Genomic DNA, 20973 nt, shown 5'->3' with positions numbered 1-20973 from the left:
GTCCATATTCACCAGTAAAAGCAGAAGGCTATTGACCATTGTCTATTGACCGTTGACCATTAACTATTAACCATTAACTATTAACCATTGATTAATGTCAGGTAAAAACATTCTCTTTTTAGTTCTATTACTGTTTATTCCAGTTTCTGTGTTGGCTCACTTTTTAGAGTGGGTGCGAACCGTTCGCCAGAAATGAGTAGAAATACTCAGGGATTGGCGGCAAGTAGTACACAAGGAATGTAAACATTCCAATCTGTACCTTGACAACTTGTTATTCGTGTAGGTGTAGGCTGCGCGGTATCTGAATTGGAATTTATATCAGTTTTTAGCTGCCTTTTTGCATGACTAATTTGAATAAAACGAATAAAATCTAGCGCTTCAGTTAGCAACTCTGACGGTAAAGACTCGATTTCTTGAATTAACAATTCTTTGTTAGTCATTTTGCACCTACCGTAAATGCTTATTCCATTTTTTAAGCGTTTACATTCCAACTCTAATCTAAAGTTATTGCGGTACAGTTCCCTGCTGCCACAATTCTCGTAAATTGTAATTTACACTCGTCACGGCAAAATCTGGCTCTTTCTGAAAGGGACGCCGCACGTAGCGAATGGAACAATTGTTGTCAATTTCCTCTGCGGAAGGTACTTGCACCAGTGCCAAAATGAAATTTTCTGGTTTATTCAGTGCTGTGATAATTTCATTCTTCGTCACCGTCACTGTGTCTGCACCTGCAATTCGTCCTTTTACTTCGATAAATCGTAAGCCCTCACCCCCAACCCCTCTCCCAAGATGGGAGAGGGGTGTTTTTTCTCCCCTTCTCCCGTTTTGGGAGAAGGGGCTGGGGGATGAGGGCTAATCTCTACATACTGCATCCGCCGCGACACCACACGCCGAAAACCATTTGGATTTGTCCGCGCATCCTGGATCGAATTTATCACCATAGCGAATTGCTTCGATCAGTAATTCTCGCAACTCTGTACCAGCGATCGCTTTCCCCAACACGTCAAATACTTTACCACCCAGCGCCTGCTGTTCTATCTCCAACTTTTTCAGCAATGCCAGATACACATCTCCTTCACGGGTTTCCTTTGCTACCAAATTCCACAGGTGACATACCTCCGTCTGTCCAATCCGGTGAATGCGTCCAAAACGCTGTTCCAGACGATTCGGGTTCCAAGGCAGGTCATAATTTACCATTAAGTGCGATCGCTGCAAGTTAATACCTTCGCCTGCTGCGTCGGTTGCGATTAATACTCAAAGCGATCGCCATCTAACAACGCCATAAATAACTGAAAATCTTCTTCTTTACCGTTATGTGGTGTTGCTGACATTAATAAAAAATGCCGTGTCAAACTTGATAATAACTTGCCAAGTTTATAACGCTTTGTCTCCTTAATTTCACCACCAAAAAACGAAGCTGACATTTTATGTGCTTCATCACAAACCACTAAATCCCAATCTGTTTGTGCTAACTTGGCTTGTAAATCTTGACTGCGGCTGAGTTTGTCCAATCGCACGATTAACAGTGGCATTTCTAGGAAAGCATTTCCTGTCCGTGCGGCTTCAATCCGGTCATTAGTGAGAATTTCAAAAGGCAAATGAAACTTTTGGTACAATTCATCTTGCCACTGTGCCGCCAAACTACCGGGACAAATTACTAAACAACGATGTAAATCCCCACGAATGAGTAATTCCCGCATCAGCAATCCTGCCATAATTGTTTTACCAGCGCCTGGATCATCTGCTAAAAGGAAGCGTAGGGGTTGACGTGTTAACATTTCTCCGTAGACAGCAGTAATTTGGTGGGGTAAAGGTTCAACTAGGGATGTGTGAACCGCTAACAGTGGGTCAAATAAATGTGCAAGGCGGATGCGGTGTGCTTCTGATACCAAACGAAACTTCGCACCATCAGCGGTAAAACTCCAGAGACCACCTTCAGCGACAATTTCTAGAGTTGTTTCTTTGTCTCGAAATACCAACTCATTTCCTAGCGTACCAGTAGCATCTTTATATGTTAATTCCACAACATTCGACCCATGCCACTGTGCATCAACAATGGTGACGAGACTATTTGGCAAAATACCTTTTACTTGCGTGCCTTTTGTCAGTTCTTCAAGTCTAACCATGTCGAAGCGTTTTCCTTTTTGGTTTGGCAGTGAAAGTACGTATCTTTTCTAAATAGCGATCGCGAACTGTAAAACAGAATACTTGTCTTATTTTATACTAAATTTTGATTCTGTCGTTAGTTAGTGAAACAACACCAGAACGATCGCGCAAACCACGCGAATCGAACCGATCACACTCGCACCCACAAAAAACTAAGCAAAAAACTATAAACTATTTTCTTTTAGGAATCACATATCTGATTCCACCTTTAGCACCAATAGCATCACCTTTGTAACGAGGGATAATATGAATACTGGCGTGCATCATATTTTGACCAGCTTCCCGGTTGATGTTCATTCCCACATTAAAACCGTCTGGCTCAAATTCTTGGCTGAGAATTTCTTGCACTTTGTTAACCATCAGCCAACAAGCTGATTGCTCTTTAAACGGTAGCTCAAAATAATTACTAACATGACGTTTTGGAACAACCAAAACATGACCTTTACTTACAGGATAACCATCAAACATAGCATATGCGGTTGCTGATTCGGTTAGTATAGTTAGGTTTTGATAGGGGTTGCAAAATATGCAATGAAGAGAGGAATTCCTCTGTAAGTTATAATGTCTATACTCGTAAATCTCGTAAGATTCATCTAAGTGAATTGATTGAAAAGGAAGTTTGACAATACATTGATATGTAGGTTTTTTGTGGATATAATGTTCTCTAAATCCTTCTCTTTTTATATCCCTTCTTACTGCATAATACGCTTTACCTCCCGGTTTTAATAAGTGTGATACTCCCATGAGAACATTCGCTTGTTCTTCAGGGAATAAAACGTTTAAAACATAAAAGCAAATGATTGTGTCAAATTTATCATGAGGATATTCCGGGAAATAATAAGGATCGTAACCTGTAATATCAAATCCTTTTTGTCGCAATAATTTAACATCATTGCCAAAGCCACAACCAAAGTCTAAGACTTTACCTTTAAGCAAATTCTTATCTAATAAAAACTGTGCAGGTACTGATAGGTAAACTCTTTCTATTGCCGTGAGATGGCTAAATTGATTTTTTTGCTTTTTCATGAAAACATAAATATTCTTGGCAGACTTAAGAGAATGTCTGAAAAGTTTACGATCGGATGCTTCATTACGCTGTCGCTCCGTACCCTGTACCGAAGGCTACGCCTATAGCATGACGTTTTTGGCTTCTCAGATATCTTCTAAAAGAGGCGATCGCTGATTGCAAGCAAGCGCTGAAGATTAATCCCAAAATACGGTGTCAAGTCGTATGCCTTTATACTAACGACGCAGCTTGGGATATTTGAGAATCACCTGCTTGACTATTTTTCTGTATGTCGTGGTGGTATCCATTTTTTCACCTCTGCTTTTTGGGAATCAATTACTTATATGGCACACCGAATAGAGAATTGGTATAAACTGTAGCTATATTCTTGAAGCCCTGTCACTCCATCTCTCTCTTGACAGGGATAGCGATCGCAATTTTTGATCCAGGTATATCTTCTGAGTTAATTAACGGGACTTAAACAAAACAGGGTATGGGGCATAGGGCAAAGATAATCGTTAAATCCCAATTCCCAATGCCCAATTCTCAATGCCCAATTCCCAGTCCCTAATCACCAGTCCCCAGTCCCTTTTACTGACAATCTTTGACGCACTAAATCAAAAAATTTTTCGTCAACTAAAAGCTGATATCCAAATTCCTGTTGAATATAATTTTGCATCATGTGCAACCAAACAGCAGCGGGCAGATTTTCCAAGAATAAGGCAAATACTCTAGCATTTTTTGCATTTTTCGGTTTGACATACCAAGCTTCAGTGACAATCCCTGCTAAACTTCCTCCTTTCGCACCAAAAGCATCTAATTCTTGTTGGTTACTAGGAAATTCCATTGCCCATTCCAAGTATTCGCGCATAATTTTTACTGCGCCTTGGGAGATTAATAAACCACTATATATTTTTTCCATGATTTGGGCATACTCTCTGGCTGTACCACTACAATTCAAGGCTTGAGCCATCGCTTTTTGCTCTGGAAAACCCAACCATTTTTTTGACTTTATGTATTTGGTTGCTTGGGAACGAAACTCTTGGTAACAGCGCCACATATCGGTCAGATGGTAAACTTCATCTGCATATTCTTGGGGTTGCATAGCTTGGTAAATTTGCAGTCTTTCACTGGCTGTATTGGCAAATTTATGGTTACTCCAGCTTAAAAATTGACCAATGATTGGCAGTGGAGCATCTTGATTTTCTATTGACAATTTCACTAGTAAGTTCTCTATATTTTTCCGTTGCAATCGCTCGATTAAGTAATCAGTTGCAGCGTTATCACTGTAACGAATCATTGCCCAGGTAATGTGTCGTAATTCAATTTGATTTGCTGTATTTATATATCCCTTTGTTCTTAATTCCTTAACAGCATTAGGATGGGCATTGCCATCAGTACCAGGAAGGTAATAAATATCAATATCATACAGATTTACTAACTCATCCGCCAACAGTATTCCCTGCTCTACTTGGCGAGCATATTCTGCTAGTACGAGAATTTTAATGGTCGAAGCAAGGGGACGTTTTTTATCAGCGTTGAAAAAAATGCCATTTGCATAATTGCCAACTTCATAGGCAACTAGCGAAACATCGTTGGAATGAGCAGCTATGTATGCAAGTAAATCTTCTGGGGTTTTTAGTCGCGATGACCATTCTTTCCCTTCTGACAGGACATTAAATATGTCTAAAATGCGAGATATAGTTTGCCATTGCCAAATAACTAAACCAGTAACTGAAAGTGGCAAAAAGCCAATTCCTAATTCCCAGTATTTTACAAAGTTCAAGCTCATAAGTCTGTCTTTTAGTAAGAGTATAAGGTGGGCAAATATAATTAATTTCACTTTTTTAAATAGTATGAATAAATCTCAAAATCGCCCCAATTATCTCATATGCAGAGTCTTTATCTTAAGAAGTACATGCGGTAGCTGCTCAATTCAGGACAAAATCCTGCAAGAAGGGCAGAGAAAGATGGGAGAGTGGGGAGTGGGGGAGTGGGAGATGGGGTGATGGGGAGTGGGTAAACTACTAACCACTAACTACTAACCACTAACAAACAACCAATGACCAATGACTAATGACTTAATGACTATTGACTAAATTCCATATCCAAAATTGTTATGATTCGGGTGCTTAATCTAAGAAAATAAAAACTACCAACAAATTTCACTGATTTATTTGCTTTAAAAACTAATATGGCTCTGAATCGTCGGTATTTCTTGTTTTTGGTGGGAGCGAGTGCTGGTGCTTTTGTGTTAGATGCTTGCGCTTCAGCAAAGAATAGTGAACAGCCTTCCTCAACAATTACTGCTGCTACCCCTAAGCCAACAACTCCAAGCAGCAGAGGAGCAATCCAACTACCAGCTTTGCCTTATGCTTTCAATGCCCTAGAACCGCATATTGATACAGCTACGATGCGGTTCCATCATGACAAACATCATGCTACCTATGTAAAAAATTTGAATACAGCATTAGACAAGTACCCACAACTTAAAAGCAGAACTGTTGAAGATTTATTGCGTAACCTCAATAGCGTACCGCAAGAGATTCGCACAACAGTACGTAACAATGGTGGTGGTCATGTAAACCACTCGATGTTTTGGAGAATTATGAAACCCAAGGGTGGCGGTGCACCAACAGGAGCGATCGCAACCGCAATCAAACAAAACTTTGGCAGCTTTGCAGAATTTAAAAAGCAGTTCAATGAAGCTGGTAGTAAGCGTTTTGGTAGCGGTTGGGTTTGGCTTGCCCGCAATCCAAATGGCAAGCTTGAGATTATGAGTACAGCAAACCAAGATACTCCCCTCATGGAAGGCAAGTATCCCATTATGGGCAATGACGTTTGGGAACATGCCTATTATCTCAAGTATCAAAACCGCCGTGCTGATTATTTGAATTCTTGGTGGAATGTAGTTAACTGGGATGAGATCAACAGGCGGTATGCAATAGCCCAAAAGGTTTAGTACCGCTACCGAGTTAAGTCAAAAGTTATAGAACCCTCCTCGGCTTTCCGTACGCCATAGGCGTACCCTACACCGTAGGGCGTAGCCCTACGGTGTAGGGTAAGTCAAAGGCCAAAAAATTTTTTCTAAGCTTTTGACCTCTTGTCATACTTATGTCCTTGGTGATTTGTTTCTACATATGACAAAGAACAAAAGACAACCCTAAAGTGGTTTTTGTGTAGGTATACCAACAGCACGGGGAAATTTAGCTGGTGTAGCTGCAACCTTCCGTAAATACAAACAGTGACGGATGCTATTACTTAAGGGAGTTGCAAATTTTTCGATTGATTCAATTACGCCACCTAGCTGCTTCACAGCATTTTCCAGTGCCTTATTTTCATCTCCTGTCCAATTACCCCGGTAAATTATGGCTAAGCCATCTTGTTTGAGTAATGGTAGAGCATATTCGGCACAAACTGAGGCTGTCGACACAGCACGGATTGTTACTACATCATAGTTTTGGCGGTGCTGGGGCTGCTGGCCTATTTCTTCAACTCTACCAGTCAATAATTTGACATTGGTGAGTTCCAGCTCAGGTAGGATTTTTTCAATAAAAGCTATTTTTTTGCGAGTAGAATCCAGTAGTGTAATAGTGCAGTTAGGTAGGGCGATCGCTACTGGAATGCCGGGAAAACCCGCACCTGTACCAATATCAATGAAAGTAGGGGAAAACTCTTCGTGGTGGGGAGATAGGGAGGTGGGGAGTTGGGAAGAGTATAGTTGTGTATTCTCCCTATCACCCAATCCCCCCATCACCCCATCCCTCAACAGGGGTGCAACTCCTCGCAGAGAATCCCAGAGATGTTTTTCCCAAAATTCCTGGGGATCGGTAATACGAGTTAAATTTAGCTTTTGGTTTCCTTCTAGGATTAATTCATACAGCCGCTGCAATTGTGCTTGCTGTTGTATACTTGGTTGCCAATTGAGAGTTTGTTGCCATACATCCGCCATTTCTGGCAATAAAGACATCATCGAGTTGTTCACAATTATTTCATCAACTTATTTTCGAGCTCGAACAAAGAAGGTTGTAGTATCTTCCCAAACTCCTTTATTTGTAGCTAGTTTCTCAATTTCTGCTTTGTAATCAATTTGTAACTGCTTTAATTGTTCCTGGGATAGTTTTGACAACAGTGGATTGCCTTTAAAATTTAAATTAATTCCCTTCCAGGATAATTCGTCATCCCTGAGACGGCGATACCATCCAGATGGCTCAATTTTGAGTTCTACTATTATAAAGTTCTACTACCTGTTGCTTGTAATCCATCACTCTTTGAATTGTCGATCTAGGCGAGTATAGTCATAATTTTGTCCGAAGTCTAAGATGATAGCCCAAACTTCGCATATGCTTGGTGTGAGTACCTAACTTCCACTTTGTGGGTTTTGGTAAAATATCTACTTCCGCATCATCCTCGTTATTGTTATGCAAACTCCAGACAGTACTACCTCTGCTCTCCAAGATGTGTCACGCAGAGAATTACGAGATTTAGTGCGAGCACAGCTGCAAAGTTTGCTGGAAGTGGGTGACTTGCGGGGAGCAAAAGCCATTCTAGTGCCCGTGCAGCCTGTGGATATTGCTGAGGCGATTGAAGGGTTGCCAGAAGCAATGCACGCCATAGCTTTTCGCTTGCTTTCTAAAGATGAGGCGATCGAGGTTTATGAATATCTAGATTATAGTGTCCAAGAACGGCTGATTGAAGAATTAAGAAGTCAGGAAGTCCTTGATATCGTTGATAAGATGTCGCCGGATGACCGAGCCAAGTTATTTGACGAATTACCAGCAAAAATTGTCAATCGTCTGTTAGAACAGCTTAGTCCAGCCGAACGGGCATTTACTGCCCAACTTTTGGGTTATGAAGCTGGTACTGCTGGGCGGATCATGACGCCAGAGTTAATATCCTTGAAAGAAAATATGACTGTGGCGGAAACTCTGGAGAGAATTCGTCGCTTAGCTAATGCTAGTGAGATGATTTACTATCTTTACGTTACGGATGCGGCTAGGCGCTTGACTGGGATTTTATCGCTGCGCGAGTTGGTGACATCTCAACCTGAACAAACGATTGGCGACATTATGACCCGCGATGTGTTGTTTGTCCACACGGATACAGATCAGGAAGAAGTTGCCAGATTAATCCAAAGATACGATTTTTTGGCTGTACCTGTGGTAGACCGAGAACAGCGTCTTGTGGGTATTGTCACTGTTGATGATATTATTGATATTCTCCAAGAGGAAACCACTGAAGATATTTACACTATGGGTGGTGGTGTCCAGACTGGTGGCGACAGCTATTTTCAGTCAGATTTACTTACAATTGCCCGCAAGCGGGTTATGTGGTTATTTGTCTTACTGATCACTAATACCATCACTGGCACAATTATTAAGTCGCAAGAGGAGATTTTGGCAAAAGTGGTGGTGCTGGCGGCGTTTATTCCTCTGTTGACTGGTACTGGTGGTAATGTTGGTGCCCAATCCTCCACAGTGGTTATTCGCGGGATGAATACTGAAGAAATTCGCTCTGTGGGAGGGCCGGCACAGGTGATTGTGAGGGAGGGTTTAGCAGGTGCTTTATTAGGATTAATGCTGGGTATTATCGCTACTGTGTGGGCTTTCTTTCTACAAAAGAATTTACAGGTGGCGATCGCAGTTGGTTGCAGTCTTGTAGCTATTTCTGTTTTGGCTTCTGTCTCTGGTTCTGCACTGCCGTTTTTATTCCGTTTACTCCGTTTAGATCCAGCTTTGATGTCAGCACCATTTATCACTACAGCAGTGGATGTGCTGGGCGTTTTAATTTACTTCTATCTAGCGCGGACAATATTAAATATATGAATTCTAAGTTACGCTTGATGCAACCACCGCCAATTGTAGATCGGTCAACTGGTTTCATTGAATGCGAGCTATGAAGTCGATCGCATGTTTGCCAACGCCCCAGTCAATACGATTCGCGTTGCCCATTCACCCTTTCGTCGCGATCGTAATATTCGATACGCAGATATGACATTTTACACTACAGATTCCGGTGCAACAGTTTTTGCAACAGGTTCTATGCAGTGGAGTTGGGGGCTAGATGACTATAACGTACCGCAATTACGACCCTCAGTTTTAAACACTGATGCTCAAGCCATAACACGTAACATTCTTACTCAGATGCTGGACAATTCAAAGAGACTGGAGACTAAGGATTATTAAAGCTCTGATTCACTTTCAGGAGCAACAATTTCGCCTTCACCCAAATTCAGTGTCATTTCCTGGTCGGTAATTAATTCACTGAGTTCTTTAACTTGCAAATTCATTTCTTCACAAGCTTTTCGTAGTTCTCGTGCAAATGTATTTAAATCATCGCCATAACCACATTGGTAAGCAGCAGTTTCTATGCCCTGCTTGGCATTTGCTCTCGCACAATCTACTAATTCCGTACCTTGCAATGGTGTTTGAGATGGCATGGTCGTAGTTAATATTTATATAAATTTATAAGTTTTCCCTGCTATATTAGCAATAATTCAATATATATTCATCTCTCTAATGAAAGGTAAGAGGTAAAAGGCAAGAATCTATCCTTTTACCTTTTTCTTTTTTTCTTAGCCGTTAACTACTACACCACCATTGGGATGTAGCACCTGACCAGACATATAAGAAGAATCATCCGATGCTAAAAATACGTAGCTTGGTGCAATTTCTTCTGGTTGTCCTGCCCGTTTCATGGGTACTTGTTCGCCGAAACTGGCAACTTTTTCTTCTGGAAAAGTTGCGGGTATTAAAGGCGTCCAAATTGGCCCGGGGGCTACAGCATTAACGCGAATTCCTTTTTCTACTAAACTTTGGGATAGAGAACGAGTAAAAGCAACAATAGCACCTTTTGTAGAAGAATAATCAAGTAGTTCGGGACTGCCTTTATAAGCAGTGACTGAACTAGTATTGATGATAGCGCTACCTTCTTTGAGGTGTTTCATTGCCGCCTTTGTCAAGAAAAACATTGAGAAAATATTAGTGCGGAAAGTTCGCTCTAGTTGTTCTTTATTAATATCTTCAATGCTTTTTTGTGGATGCTGTTCAGCAGCGTTGTTGATCAGGATATCGAGTTTGCCAAACTCATCTACTGTTTGTTGGACAGTATGCTGACAAAAGCTTTCATCACCAATATCACCAGATATAGTGACTGCACGCCGCCCTTGTGCTTCTACCAAATGTTTGGTTTCTTTGGCATCGTCGTGTTCATTTAAATAAACGATCGCCACATCTGCACCCTCTTTTGCAAATGCGATCGCCACAGCACGACCAATACCGCTATCTCCTCCAGTAATCAATGCAATTTTATTTTTTAACTTGCCACTTCCCTGATACTGGGAATCATCTGCTTTCGGTTTTGGCGTCATTTCTGACTCAATACCTGGTTGTTGTGCTTGCTGTTGTGGTGGTTGTAATGATTGTTCTTCTGGCATATATCATTCCTTTAAAAAAGTAATGGTTGTTTGTTGGTTGTTGTTTGTTGTTTGGAACAACCAACAGCCAACAACCAACAAACAACATTTTCAAAATTAAACCTTGGATCGAAAATTCAATCCAAGGTTGATTGCTAGTGCTTGCAATCTTACGCTCATCTGTGAGTTTTTTATCCGACAAATGGAGTGCTTAGTGTACTAATTACCGCTGGAGCAAAAGCACACAGATTCAATAATTTATCCTCACTCCTAAAGCACACTATTAATCTAATCAGGGAACCTCAATACATGACTCTACCGCAATCAATAATTGCTCATTTCTGCATCTAAATTAACTGTTTTGTGATTATGATTTATCATTCCCTAGATATAAAGCAACTTAAAATCTATCAATCCTTAGAAATAAATATAACCTGTAAAATTTACTTCTTCTAGGTATTACTTTGGTAATAAATTCCACACTTGTGTTTTGAAGGTGCGTAATGGATGATTGATGATGGACTCATCCAAATTAACAGTCACCTTTTTCTATTGCTGAGATATTATTTTTCATGAATCTTTCCGAACTGTTCGCCAAAGAAAATGATGTAAGAGTATGAAGGTTTAATAGAAACTCATCAATGAATAATTTGATTTTCTTTAACAAATTGTGGTCAGTGATTATTCTTTGGGATATATCTGAGATTAATAAAACCCGCTTAGGGGGCAAAGCAGGGGTAGTCTTATGCAAATTCTGAGCATTTCTAATTTAGGGCAAATTGACGAGTTTCAGCTTCTTCAGGCGAGTTTGCGCGATCGCTGGCAGAGTATTGAAGGCCCTGCTGAAGACAGCGATGTAGATATTTTAGTCGTTCCCTCCCTTAGTATTGACCAGCGAGAACTCAAAAAAGTTGAAGGCTATGAGCATTATGAAGAAAGACTGTTATTTTCCTTGATTCGCTTGTGGAATCCCCGCAACAGACTCATTTATGTCACATCTGTACCACTCCATCCCAGCATCATCGACTATTATTTACAACTGTTGCCAGGCATCCCCTTTTCTCATGCTCGCAATCGCTTGTTGCTACTTTCTACTTATGATTCTTCCCTCAAACCCCTTAGCCAAAAAATTTTAGAACGCCCCCGCTTACTCCATCGCATTCGTCAAGCCTTAAGGCTAGACAAGTCATTTATGATCTGCTATAATTCAACACCATTAGAAGCAGAATTATCTTTAAAATTAGGTGTACCACTGTACGCTGCTGACCCAGAGTTGCAGATTTGGGGGACGAAAAGTGGCAGCCGCCAAATCTTTGCAGAAAGCGGAGTACCGCATCCAGACGGCAGCGGCAAAGTTACGAGTGTTGCTGATTTGGCAGAAGTTGCTGCTGATTTGTGGGAACGCCAGCCAACATTAAAAAGAATGGTGGTAAAACTCAACGAGGGCATTTCCGGAGAAGGGAATGCACTGTTAGACTTAAGAGCGATCGCGGATTTAGCACCTCCTCATGGTTCTCACACCCAAAGGGTAGCAGCCATAAGCGATCGCTTCCCTAAGCTGCGTTTTCAAGCCAAACAAGAGACTTGGGAAAATTTTTCAGGACGGATAGCTGAATTAGGGGCAATTGTGGAGGCATTTGTAGAAGGGGAAATCAAGCGATCGCCAAGCGTGCAAGGACGCATCACACCCCTAGGCGAAGCGGAAATCCTGTCCACCCACGACCAAATTCTTGGCGGCCCGGACGGACAAGTTTATCTTGGTTGTCGATTCCCTGCCGATGAAGCCTATCGACTGCAAATACAGCAAATAGGCTTAAAAATTGGCAGAAAATTGGCAGAGAAAGGGGCATTAGAGCGATATGGAGTCGATTTTATCGCCGTTCTTCAAGAGGATGGACAGTGGGATCTGCAAGCAATTGAAATTAACCTGCGTAAAGGCGGGACTACCCATCCTTTTATGACTCTGAAATTATTAACTAACGGTCGCTATGAGCTTTCTACAGGCTTGTTTTACTCTCAACAAGGGCGTCCCAAATACTATATTGCCACCGATAACCTCCAAAAAGACCGCTATCGAGGATTGCTACCCAACGACTTAATGGATATCATTGCCCATCACAGGCTGCACTTCGACACTGGCACAGAAACAGGTACAGTATTTCATCTCATGGGTTGTCTCTCCCAGTTTGGCAAGTTGGGATTAACCAGCATTGGCGATTCTCCCCAACAGGCAGAAGATATTTATAATAAAGTCGTCAAAGTTCTGGATGAAGAGACCTACAGTAACGATAATAACTTTTCTTGTTTTTCAGAACACACTTTTCCCCTTGCTTGGGATGGATTTAGTTATTAGGAGGATTGTTAGTGGTTAGTAGTTAGTAGTTGGTTGTAAACCACTATCCACTAACCACTATCCACTAACCACTAACTATTCCTCTGTTGTGTACAATCAACTCAGCCTTTGTCTTTGAGGGGTTGTGTCTAACCAGAGTGAGATTCACTGCATAAATCCTGACTGTCTGCGTCCTTATCCCCAGCCTTGGGGAAACAAGTTCTGCAATTGCTGTGGTGCGCCGCTACGGCTGATAGATCGCTATATCCCTACAGCGCGTTTAGGTTCGGGAGGTTTCGCCCAAATTTACACAGTTTGGGATCAAAAGACGCAAACAGAAAAGGTGCTGAAGGTGCTGATCGAAGATTCACCAAAAGCACAGGAATTGTTTGCCCAGGAAGCAGTGGTTTTAAGCAGTTTGCGGCATCCAGGTGTCCCTAGAGTCGAATCAGATGGTTATTTTCAACGCATTTGGTCACATTCCCAAGGGCAGCAAATTTTGCCTTGTTTGGTAATGGAAAAAATCAACGGACTGACTTTGGAGGATATACTGTATCAGCACTATCCTCAGGGATGCCCACAAGAGGTGGTGTTAAACTGGTTAACCCAAGCTGTAGAGATTTTACAACATTTGCATCAACGCCATATTATTCACCGTGACATCAAACCTTCTAATTTGATGCTGCGTACCTCACCTAAGTCTTCTCCTTATCAAGGGAAGGAATGGAGGGGTCAACTGGTACTAATTGATTTTGGTGGGGCGAAACAATTTGATAAGGCAGTTGTTAGGTCTTTATCGCGATCTACAAAATTGTTTTCTTCTGGCTACAGTCCACCAGAACAATTGATTGGTGGGAATATTGGGCCTACAGCTGATTTTTATGCCCTCGGTCGCACAATGATTGAATTGCTGACGGGCAAGCATCCAGCAGATTTAGAAGATCCGGTGACGGAACAATTAAACTGGCGCAGGCACGTTCAAGTTAACCCGCAGCTTGCTGATTTGCTGGATGACATGATGCAGGAAGATGCGCGATCGCGTCCAGCAAACGCGAAAATCATTCAAAGACGTTTAGCCCAAATTCACAAAGCAGTACCCAACAAGATTAGACCAATTAGGAGCATAACCCAGATTGTGACATTTTTCTGGGCATTTTTCTGGGAACTAGGAAGAACTATTCAGAAAGCGGTTACTAACCTTACTCAAACTATCAGGAAAATTATTGCTCTAACATTAAGGGCGATCGCCCAAGTTTTACGAGCATGTCTAGATACAATCTGGACAATGATTTTAACCTGTATTGGTACTTGTATAGGTACATTTATTGGCTACGTTTTAGCATTCCACACAAGCTGGGGCTTAGAAACTGGCAAATTTTTGTCTAGTCAGCTAGCTGTATTGCTGGGCAACACTCAACCTGTTTTGGGGTCAGAGATGCTTTTATTTGCAGGTGCTGGCTGGGGAACTGCCTGGGGACTTGTAGCGGCAGGAGGTTATCGTCAACGACGGCGGTTTCTCGTAGCTTCCCTAATGGGGATGGCTGGCTATGGCTTCGGCTGGTTCATCTTGCAATTAATGACGCCAAAACAAGGCAGTGAAGGATTAATAGCATTTATTTTAGCTGCTGTTTCCCTACTTACCCTTGGGTTGGGACTTCGCAGCCATCACATAGTCTATGCTGTCATGGCTGCTTTTGGTACCGCGCTTCCGTTTGCCTTTTTGATGAGTATCGGACAGCAACCATCAACCGTGTTTGATAACTTCTTTAGTCTCACCAACAGTTGGCAAGGTTTATTATGGAAGATCGCTTTTTTTAGTGCGATCGGCGTCTTTATCAGTTTCTGGTTGGGGGTGAGTCATTACCTAATTGTGCCTGGGTTACGTTTTTTGGGCTGGCGTCAATAAAAGTAGGGATTAGGGAATGGGAACTAGGTGAGAATGATGAATGCTGAAAATTTCATAATTCATAATTCATAATTCATAATTTTTATTCCCTAACCCCTAACTAACTACACCGTAATTTTTTCTAACATCAATTTAGAACCCTTCAGCGGTTCTGGTATAGGGATGGGGTAATCTCCCGTAAAGCACGCAGAACAAAAGCTTTGGGAATCTTCTCGTGTTGCTGTTAACATTCCCTGCCAGCTTAGATACGCGAGGCTGTCTACTTCCAGTTGCTTAGTAATTTCTTCTACTGATCTGGTAGCAGCAATTAGTTGATCCTGGCTATCGGTATCGATGCCATAGAAGCACGGGTGAGTCACTGGCGGCGAGGAAATTCGCATATGCACTTCTAATGCACCGGCTTCACGCAAGGCTTTGACGAGTTTACGGCTAGTAGTTCCCCTCACAATCGAGTCGTCAACAATTATCACTCGTTTGCCATACAATACATCTTTGAGTGGGTTGAGCTTCATACGAATACCCGATTCTCGCATGGTTTGGGTAGGCTGAATGAATGTACGCCCAACGTAGCGGTTTTTAATCAGTCCTTCTGCGTAGGAGATACCGGAGGCTTGAGAAAAGCCGATGGCGGCGGGAACCCCAGAATCAGGAACACCAATCACAATATCAGCATCAGCAGGAGATTCTGCTGCCAATTGCTGCCCTAATCGCATCCGGTAGCTATACAAACTTTCACTATGCATGACGCTATCGGGACGGGCGAAGTAAATCATTTCAAAGATACACAACTTTCGCTGCTGCGGTTGATGCCATTGATAAGAAGCCAAACCTTTTTCTGTAATCCAGACTAATTCGCCTGGTTGCACATCCCGTAGATATTCGGCACCAATGATGTCTAAGCCACAAGTCTCAGAAGCAAGCACGTAACGCACCGGATCGCTTTCCAAAGTACCAATGACTAGGGGGCGAATGCCGTTGGGATCGCGAACACCCATGACACCAGCAGGTGTACCAATCACTAGACTAAATGCCCCAACCAGGCGATCAAAAGCTTTAATGCTACCCTCTAGCCAGTTTTTACCTGCGTTAATTTCTTCTGCGATCGCAAAAGCAATCATTTCGGAATCAGTCGTAGTTACCAAGTTGCAGTTTTTCTGCAATAACTCTTCTCGCAACTGTTTGACATTGACTAAATTTCCATTATGTGCTAATGCTAGTTTACCTAAGTGAGTATCAACAACAGCAGGCTGGGCGTTAACTTTGCGGCTAGAACCAGTGGTGGAATAACGAGTATGACCAACGCCGATGTTACCGGGTAAGTTGCTTAATATTGCTTCGTTAAAGACTTGAGATACCAATCCCATGTCTTTGTGCAGGTGTACTTGTTCACCATCAAAAGTGGCAATGCCAGCAGATTCTTGCCCCCGATGTTGGAGAGCATATAATCCAAAGTAGGTGAGTTTGGCAACATCTTCTCCTGGTGCATAGATACCGAAAACACCGCAAGCTTCTTCTGGCTTATCTGGTCGAGATTCCTGATAATTCATTGAGTTATTAGTCGGTAGAGGCTGGTCATCCGCAGTGGCGGGATGGGTGGGGATCATGCTAGCTTTGCTCCTGATGAGGGTGTCAAGTCATTAGGAATATGTAAATGAATGGTTGCCAAAATATTAATAGATGGTTAACCATCCATTAAAACAGTAGCGTAATTATTATTTTCGCGAAAGCTAATTAAGCGCAAAATGTAAAGCATCCAAAGTATGAAATTTTATTCATTCTTAGATTCTTTAGCCTTCATAGGTAGTGGTGTAAATGGCTAGACGCCTTTCGATCGCATTTGAATAGCGATCGCTCATCACTTCAATGCTAGCGTTGATTAAAATTTGATTATCAGGGGTTAAAACCCGCAAACTCGTTTCGGCATTCCCAACCTTGCCAAGTTTTTGCCACTCTTGAGAGAGATTTTCTCGGAGGTAGGATTCCCAATTTTCTTGTTGTTCTGGCACTACGGAAACTATAATTCGCGCACCACCTTCACCAAATAAAACTTCGTCCCAACGCGGTGCAGGTATCTCGCCAGCTAGATTATTTGCAGGTAATGCTAGGCTAATTTCTGCACCCAGTTTACCAGCGATGCAACACTCAGCCAGAGCAATTACCAAACCACCCTCAGCACAATCATGGGCTGAACGTACCCAACCTTGACGAATACCCTCACAGCAAACTTTCTGCACCCGTCGTTCCAAATCAAAATTCACCCGTGGCGGTTTGCCAGCCACAGTGCCGTGGATAGTAGCTAAGTATTCCGAACCACCCAAAGTTAACTGTGAAGACGATCCACCCAACAAATAAATAACATCGCCTTCTGCTTGCCAAGCTTGACCGCATATTTTACTTAAATCGGCAATCAGTCCCACCATTCCCACAACAGGAGTAGGATAAATTGGTTGGGGATTGCCTTGAGAATCAAGAGTTTCGTTGTAAAGAGAGACATTACCACCAGTGACAGGGGTTGCCATTTCTCGACAACCTTCCGCCAAACCGCGACAAGCTTCTGCTAATTGCCAGTAACCAATGGGTTTTTCTGGACTGCCAAAATTGAGGTTATCAGTTACTGCCAAAGGTTCTGCACCCACACAGCTGAGATTGCGGGCTGCTTCTGCTACTACTGCCTTTGCCCCCTCGTAAGGATCAAGATAAACATACCGAGGATTGCAATCTACTGTTGCCGCTACACCGCGTTGGGAAGAAGACGCGGAGAGTATTTCATCTGTATTCCCCGTGTCCCCGTGTCCCCGTGTCCCCTTGTCCTCTTGATTCCCCGCGTCTGTGTGTCCCCGCGTCCCCGCGTCTTCTTTTTCCGCGTCTTCCAGGGGGCGCAAACGAATAACAGCAGCATCACCACCACCAGGTAACATCACCGTGTTGTTCTGTACCTGATGATCGTACTGACGATAAACCCAACGTTTAGAAGCGATAGTGGGAGTATCCAGCAAAGTCAACAGGATATCTTGCCAAGTATGCAAGCGTCCTTGAATTTCGATGCCGGCAGCTGTACATGGGGGAAGAGAATCCGGTGTCCATTCCCAAGCTTTACGCACATATTCTGGTGGTTCCGCCAATAATTCCCGCTGATACAGGGGCGTGTTTTCTGCCAATGCTGTCGCAGGGATTTCTGCTGCAACTTTACCCCGAAACAGAATCCGCACAACTGGTTCGGCAATAACCGTACCAGCAACAACGGCATGAAGTCCCCAACGATGGAAGATGTCGATTAATTCTTGTTCGCGTCCCTTTTGGGCTACAAACAGCATTCTTTCTTGAGATTCGGAAAGCAGATATTCATAAGGAATCATTCCCGTTTCTCGTACAGGAATCTTATCTAAATCAAACTCGATCCCCACACCGCCTTTTGCTGCCATTTCTGAGGTAGAACAAGTGATCCCCGCAGCACCCATATCTTGGGCGGCGACAACTACACCTGTTTTAAATGCCTCCAGACAAGCTTCTATTAAAGATTTTTCTAAAAATGGATCGCCCACTTGGACTGCTGGGCGGTCATCTACTGACTCATCGCTAAGTTCCGCACTCGCGAAACTTGCACCTCCCATGCCATCGCGTCCAGTGGTGGAACCGACATACAGCACTGGATTGCCGATGCCAGATGCCCCAGATTTGACGATTTCTGGCGTTTCCATCAATCCCAGTGCCATCACGTTGACTAAAGGATTGCCAGAGTAGGCGGGATCAAAGTAGACTTCACCACCAACGGTGGGTACCCCAACGCAATTACCATAATGGGCAATTCCTGCAACAACACCGCTAAAAAGTCTTTGGGTTTTGACATCTTCTAAAGAACCGAAGCGGAGGGAATTTAAAACGGCAATGGGACGCGCACCCATTGTAAAGATATCCCGAAGAATGCCTCCAACTCCTGTGGCAGCTCCTTGAAAGGGTTCGACTGCGGAGGGGTGGTTGTGAGATTCGATCTTAAAAGCAAGTCGCAGTCCATCGCCTAAGTCTACAACACCAGCATTTTCACCAGGCCCGACAAGAATGCGATCGCCTGTGGTAGGAAATTGTTTTAGTAAAGGGCGAGAATTTTTGTAACAGCAATGCTCTGACCACATTACCCCAAACATTCCCAGTTCAGCTTTGTTAGGATGACGCCCTAACCGCCGGACTATTTCTTGGTATTCTTCAAGTTTCAGACCTTCAGATGCAATTTCTTCAGGGGAAAAGGGAGGTTCGGACGTGGTGGTCATGAAAGTATGCACCAAGGGGACAAAGGTATATTTTACCGATTTCTGACCCATTCCCGTAAAAGACGTAACCCAGTTGTTACACCCAATTTTTGGCACTGTTCTAGGAACTCGATTACTTTGCTAGCAGTTAAGAATGGAAAAGTGGGGCTGAATTTGCATTCTAGATATTTTTGATCTTGGAGTTGGTAAAAACCCAGTGTGCTACCATCGTATCTCCAGACTTCGGGAACGCCCAAATCTGCATAAATTTCCAATTGATTGAGGGAAATGTTGGTAATATCTTTCTCTATCGCTAAATCTGGTGGTGGATCTTGAGTAAAATCTAGTTTATTTTTGCCTCTAACTAGCGCTTCATTTTGGATGTAATAGCATGAGCCTGGCTCCTTACCTACTCTCATATCTGGACGTTTAATAGTCATAGGAATATCCTTGTGGCTATTAACGTCTAAGGTAGCCTATCGTTGCATATCATGGATTTCTATGGGTCAACAGTGATAGCGTTGCACAAACAACCAGATCAATTAATTTTCTATTTGTCATAAAAAATTCAATTCTTGGTGTCTTAGTGACTTAGTGGTTCATTCTACAGTTAAATCATTCCTTAAAGCCGTCAGCTACATTACCGTATTTTCACTGTTTCTTGAGAAAAAACTATTTCATAAAATGTTCATCAATTCAGAAAAATTTAAATACAAATCTGTGTTATACACAAATCGAGATCGGCAATCCAGTGATGAAAATCACAAATGTTCATGATTAAGATCCTATTCCTGCGATCGATAAATCGAGAGAATAAATCACAACTGAACTCTAGCCGAGTCATTAATAGGGAACACACTAATTGCCGACAGACTTCTTGCGAATGCTGTCGGCTTTTTGTTTGTGAATGGTCAGTAGTTAGTGGTTAGTGGTTAGTTGTCCACCACTATCTACTAACTACTAACCACTAACCAATAAAATTTCCCCACAGTCCGTTGGTAACTTGACAAAGATTCTGCCAAAGCCACTACTAACTGTAGGGAGTATGATGGTATTAAGAAATTACAATCAATTTCAGGTGCTATCTTGCACTCAATCCTAGTAAAGCGGAAGTTCGTGCAGAGATTACGTACTTACTTTGCATTAAGACATCGCTTGAATGATGTAGTCAAAGTAAGGAGCAGCTTCGGCTGCGTCTTCCGCATTCAGTAGATCGAGGGAGGCTTTTTTCAAACAGTTGATAGCTTCTACCATTCCAGGAACGGGAACGCCCAAGGAATTGTACATTTCTCGGACGCCAATCAAACCAATTTTTTCAATTGGTTCTTTGTCGCCAGCAAGTACGCCATAAGTAATTAGGCGCAAGTACCAGCCAAAATCACGGATACATAAAGCACGCTGACGTTCACCGTAAGCATTACCTCCTGGTGAGATAAAATCAGGACGCTTTTGCCAAAGTTGTTTGGTAGCTTCCTGAACTATCTTTTTTTCATTTTCAGTCAGGGTGTTGACAATGCGTACCCGCTGTTCGCCAGTTTGCAAAAAGTCTTTGATACTTTTGAGTTCGCCACTGCTAGGATAACGCAGTTCGTCGTCGGCTTTGAGAATAACGTTGCTTACTACAGTCATGATTTATCGAAATCACGAGATTTATTATTTGCTAGTTTAACGAGTCTTGTGGACACAAGTGAAGAGGGATGGGGAGATGGGGAGAGTGAGGGAGTGAGTATTGGGCATTGGGCATTGGGCATAGTTAACAACCACTAACTACTAACCACTAACCCTCCGGGTACTCTACGAGAAGCCGCCCTGATGGGCGTCTACGCCAGTCGCTCATGGGGGAACCCCCTTTGGAGCGCGCTGGCTCACCACTAACCACTAACCACTAACCACTAACCACTAACT

At 42.7% G+C, this 20973-nt stretch carries 19 protein-coding genes; 6 read left to right on the top strand and 13 right to left on the bottom strand.

Translation table 11 applies throughout. From position 1 onward, the window contains the following. Window positions 1-206: 206 nt before the first annotated feature. The 5 genes from HXY43_RS14265 to HXY43_RS14245 form a co-directional block, all read right to left on the bottom strand. The gene (locus HXY43_RS14265) at window positions 207-440 is read right to left on the bottom strand and encodes a hypothetical protein (RefSeq protein WP_290883893.1); all 234 of its coding nucleotides are present in this window, start codon (window positions 438-440) and stop codon (window positions 207-209) included. A gap of 64 nt (window positions 441-504) precedes the next feature. After that, window positions 505-711 carry a hypothetical protein gene (locus HXY43_RS14260; RefSeq protein WP_290883891.1) on the bottom strand — a complete coding sequence of 69 codons (207 nt, stop codon included), beginning with the start codon at window positions 709-711 and terminating at the stop codon, window positions 505-507. Between the two features lie 141 nt (window positions 712-852). Continuing rightward, window positions 853-1197, bottom strand: a complete 345-nt coding sequence (locus HXY43_RS14255; protein ID WP_290883889.1) for a helicase-related protein — start codon at window positions 1195-1197, stop codon at window positions 853-855. A 50-nt stretch (window positions 1198-1247) separates the two neighbouring features. Then, entirely contained in the window at window positions 1248-2126 is an 879-nt protein-coding gene (locus tag HXY43_RS14250; RefSeq protein WP_290883887.1) for a DEAD/DEAH box helicase, read from the bottom strand. A 211-nt stretch (window positions 2127-2337) separates the two neighbouring features. Continuing rightward, window positions 2338-3192, bottom strand: a complete 855-nt coding sequence (locus tag HXY43_RS14245; RefSeq protein WP_026733566.1) for an HIT family protein — start codon at window positions 3190-3192, stop codon at window positions 2338-2340. 16 nt (window positions 3193-3208) lie between these two features. Between HXY43_RS14245 and HXY43_RS14240 the strand changes: the two genes are divergently transcribed. Then, on the top strand, window positions 3209-3349 hold the full coding sequence (locus HXY43_RS14240; protein WP_290883884.1) for a hypothetical protein: 141 nt from the start codon (window positions 3209-3211) through the stop codon (window positions 3347-3349). Window positions 3350-3743: 394 nt separating this feature from the next. On the opposite strand, the gene HXY43_RS14235 is transcribed toward HXY43_RS14240, so the two are convergent. Beyond that, window positions 3744-4964 carry a serine hydrolase gene (locus HXY43_RS14235; protein ID WP_290883882.1) on the bottom strand — a complete coding sequence of 407 codons (1221 nt, stop codon included), beginning with the start codon at window positions 4962-4964 and terminating at the stop codon, window positions 3744-3746. Between the two features lie 402 nt (window positions 4965-5366). On the opposite strand from HXY43_RS14235, the gene HXY43_RS14230 reads away from it, so the two are divergent. Next, the gene (locus HXY43_RS14230) at window positions 5367-6134 is read left to right on the top strand and encodes a superoxide dismutase (protein ID WP_290883880.1); all 768 of its coding nucleotides are present in this window, start codon (window positions 5367-5369) and stop codon (window positions 6132-6134) included. A 201-nt stretch (window positions 6135-6335) separates the two neighbouring features. On the opposite strand, the gene rsmG is transcribed toward HXY43_RS14230, so the two are convergent. Continuing rightward, on the bottom strand, window positions 6336-7145 hold the full coding sequence (gene rsmG, locus HXY43_RS14225) for a 16S rRNA (guanine(527)-N(7))-methyltransferase RsmG (protein WP_290883926.1): 810 nt from the start codon (window positions 7143-7145) through the stop codon (window positions 6336-6338). Between the two features lie 448 nt (window positions 7146-7593). Here rsmG and mgtE point away from each other — a divergent pair, with 448 nt between their 5' ends. Both mgtE and HXY43_RS14215 read left to right on the top strand, forming a co-directional pair. Continuing rightward, window positions 7594-8997: a magnesium transporter gene (gene mgtE, locus HXY43_RS14220; RefSeq protein ID WP_290883878.1), complete on the top strand. Its 1404-nt coding sequence runs from the start codon at window positions 7594-7596 to the stop codon at window positions 8995-8997. A 57-nt stretch (window positions 8998-9054) separates the two neighbouring features. Further along, a complete protein-coding gene (locus HXY43_RS14215; RefSeq protein WP_290883876.1) occupies window positions 9055-9357 on the top strand; it encodes a N,N-dimethylformamidase beta subunit family domain-containing protein in 303 nt (100 codons plus the stop codon). Here the strand turns inward: HXY43_RS14215 and HXY43_RS14210 are convergent. Together HXY43_RS14210 and HXY43_RS14205 are read right to left on the bottom strand one after the other, a co-directional pair. Beyond that, entirely contained in the window at window positions 9354-9611 is a 258-nt protein-coding gene (locus tag HXY43_RS14210) for a hypothetical protein (RefSeq protein ID WP_026733560.1), read from the bottom strand. The two genes, HXY43_RS14215 and HXY43_RS14210, sit on opposite strands and share 4 nt — an antisense overlap. Before the next feature lie 135 nt (window positions 9612-9746). Further along, entirely contained in the window at window positions 9747-10607 is an 861-nt protein-coding gene (locus tag HXY43_RS14205; protein WP_290883874.1) for an SDR family oxidoreductase, read from the bottom strand. Between the two features lie 724 nt (window positions 10608-11331). Here HXY43_RS14205 and HXY43_RS14200 point away from each other — a divergent pair. Further along, window positions 11332-12939, top strand: coding sequence for a peptide ligase PGM1-related protein (locus tag HXY43_RS14200; RefSeq protein WP_290883871.1), 1608 nt, complete (start codon window positions 11332-11334; stop codon window positions 12937-12939). Window positions 12940-13063: 124 nt separating this feature from the next. Further along, window positions 13064-14824 (top strand): serine/threonine-protein kinase, encoded by a 1761-nt coding sequence (locus HXY43_RS14195; RefSeq protein ID WP_290883869.1) that lies wholly within the window; start codon window positions 13064-13066, stop codon window positions 14822-14824. Window positions 14825-14928: 104 nt separating this feature from the next. Here the strand turns inward: HXY43_RS14195 and purF are convergent, their stop codons facing one another. From purF to HXY43_RS14175, 4 genes are all read right to left on the bottom strand, one after another. Next, a complete protein-coding gene (gene purF / locus HXY43_RS14190; protein ID WP_290883867.1) occupies window positions 14929-16428 on the bottom strand; it encodes an amidophosphoribosyltransferase in 1500 nt (499 codons plus the stop codon). A gap of 183 nt (window positions 16429-16611) precedes the next feature. Beyond that, window positions 16612-19089, bottom strand: a complete 2478-nt coding sequence (purL, locus tag HXY43_RS14185) for a phosphoribosylformylglycinamidine synthase subunit PurL (protein ID WP_290883865.1) — start codon at window positions 19087-19089, stop codon at window positions 16612-16614. 32 nt (window positions 19090-19121) lie between these two features. Further along, window positions 19122-19508 carry a Uma2 family endonuclease gene (locus tag HXY43_RS14180; protein ID WP_290883863.1) on the bottom strand — a complete coding sequence of 129 codons (387 nt, stop codon included), beginning with the start codon at window positions 19506-19508 and terminating at the stop codon, window positions 19122-19124. Between the two features lie 703 nt (window positions 19509-20211). Continuing rightward, window positions 20212-20697, bottom strand: a complete 486-nt coding sequence (locus HXY43_RS14175) for an allophycocyanin subunit alpha-B (protein WP_026733553.1) — start codon at window positions 20695-20697, stop codon at window positions 20212-20214. Window positions 20698-20973 lie beyond the last annotated feature (276 nt).

Origin of the sequence: Fischerella sp. (assembly GCF_013388695.1) — a bacterium.
Classification (GTDB): domain Bacteria; phylum Cyanobacteriota; class Cyanobacteriia; order Cyanobacteriales; family Nostocaceae; genus PCC9605.
This window is presented reverse-complemented; position numbering and strand designations above follow the sequence as displayed.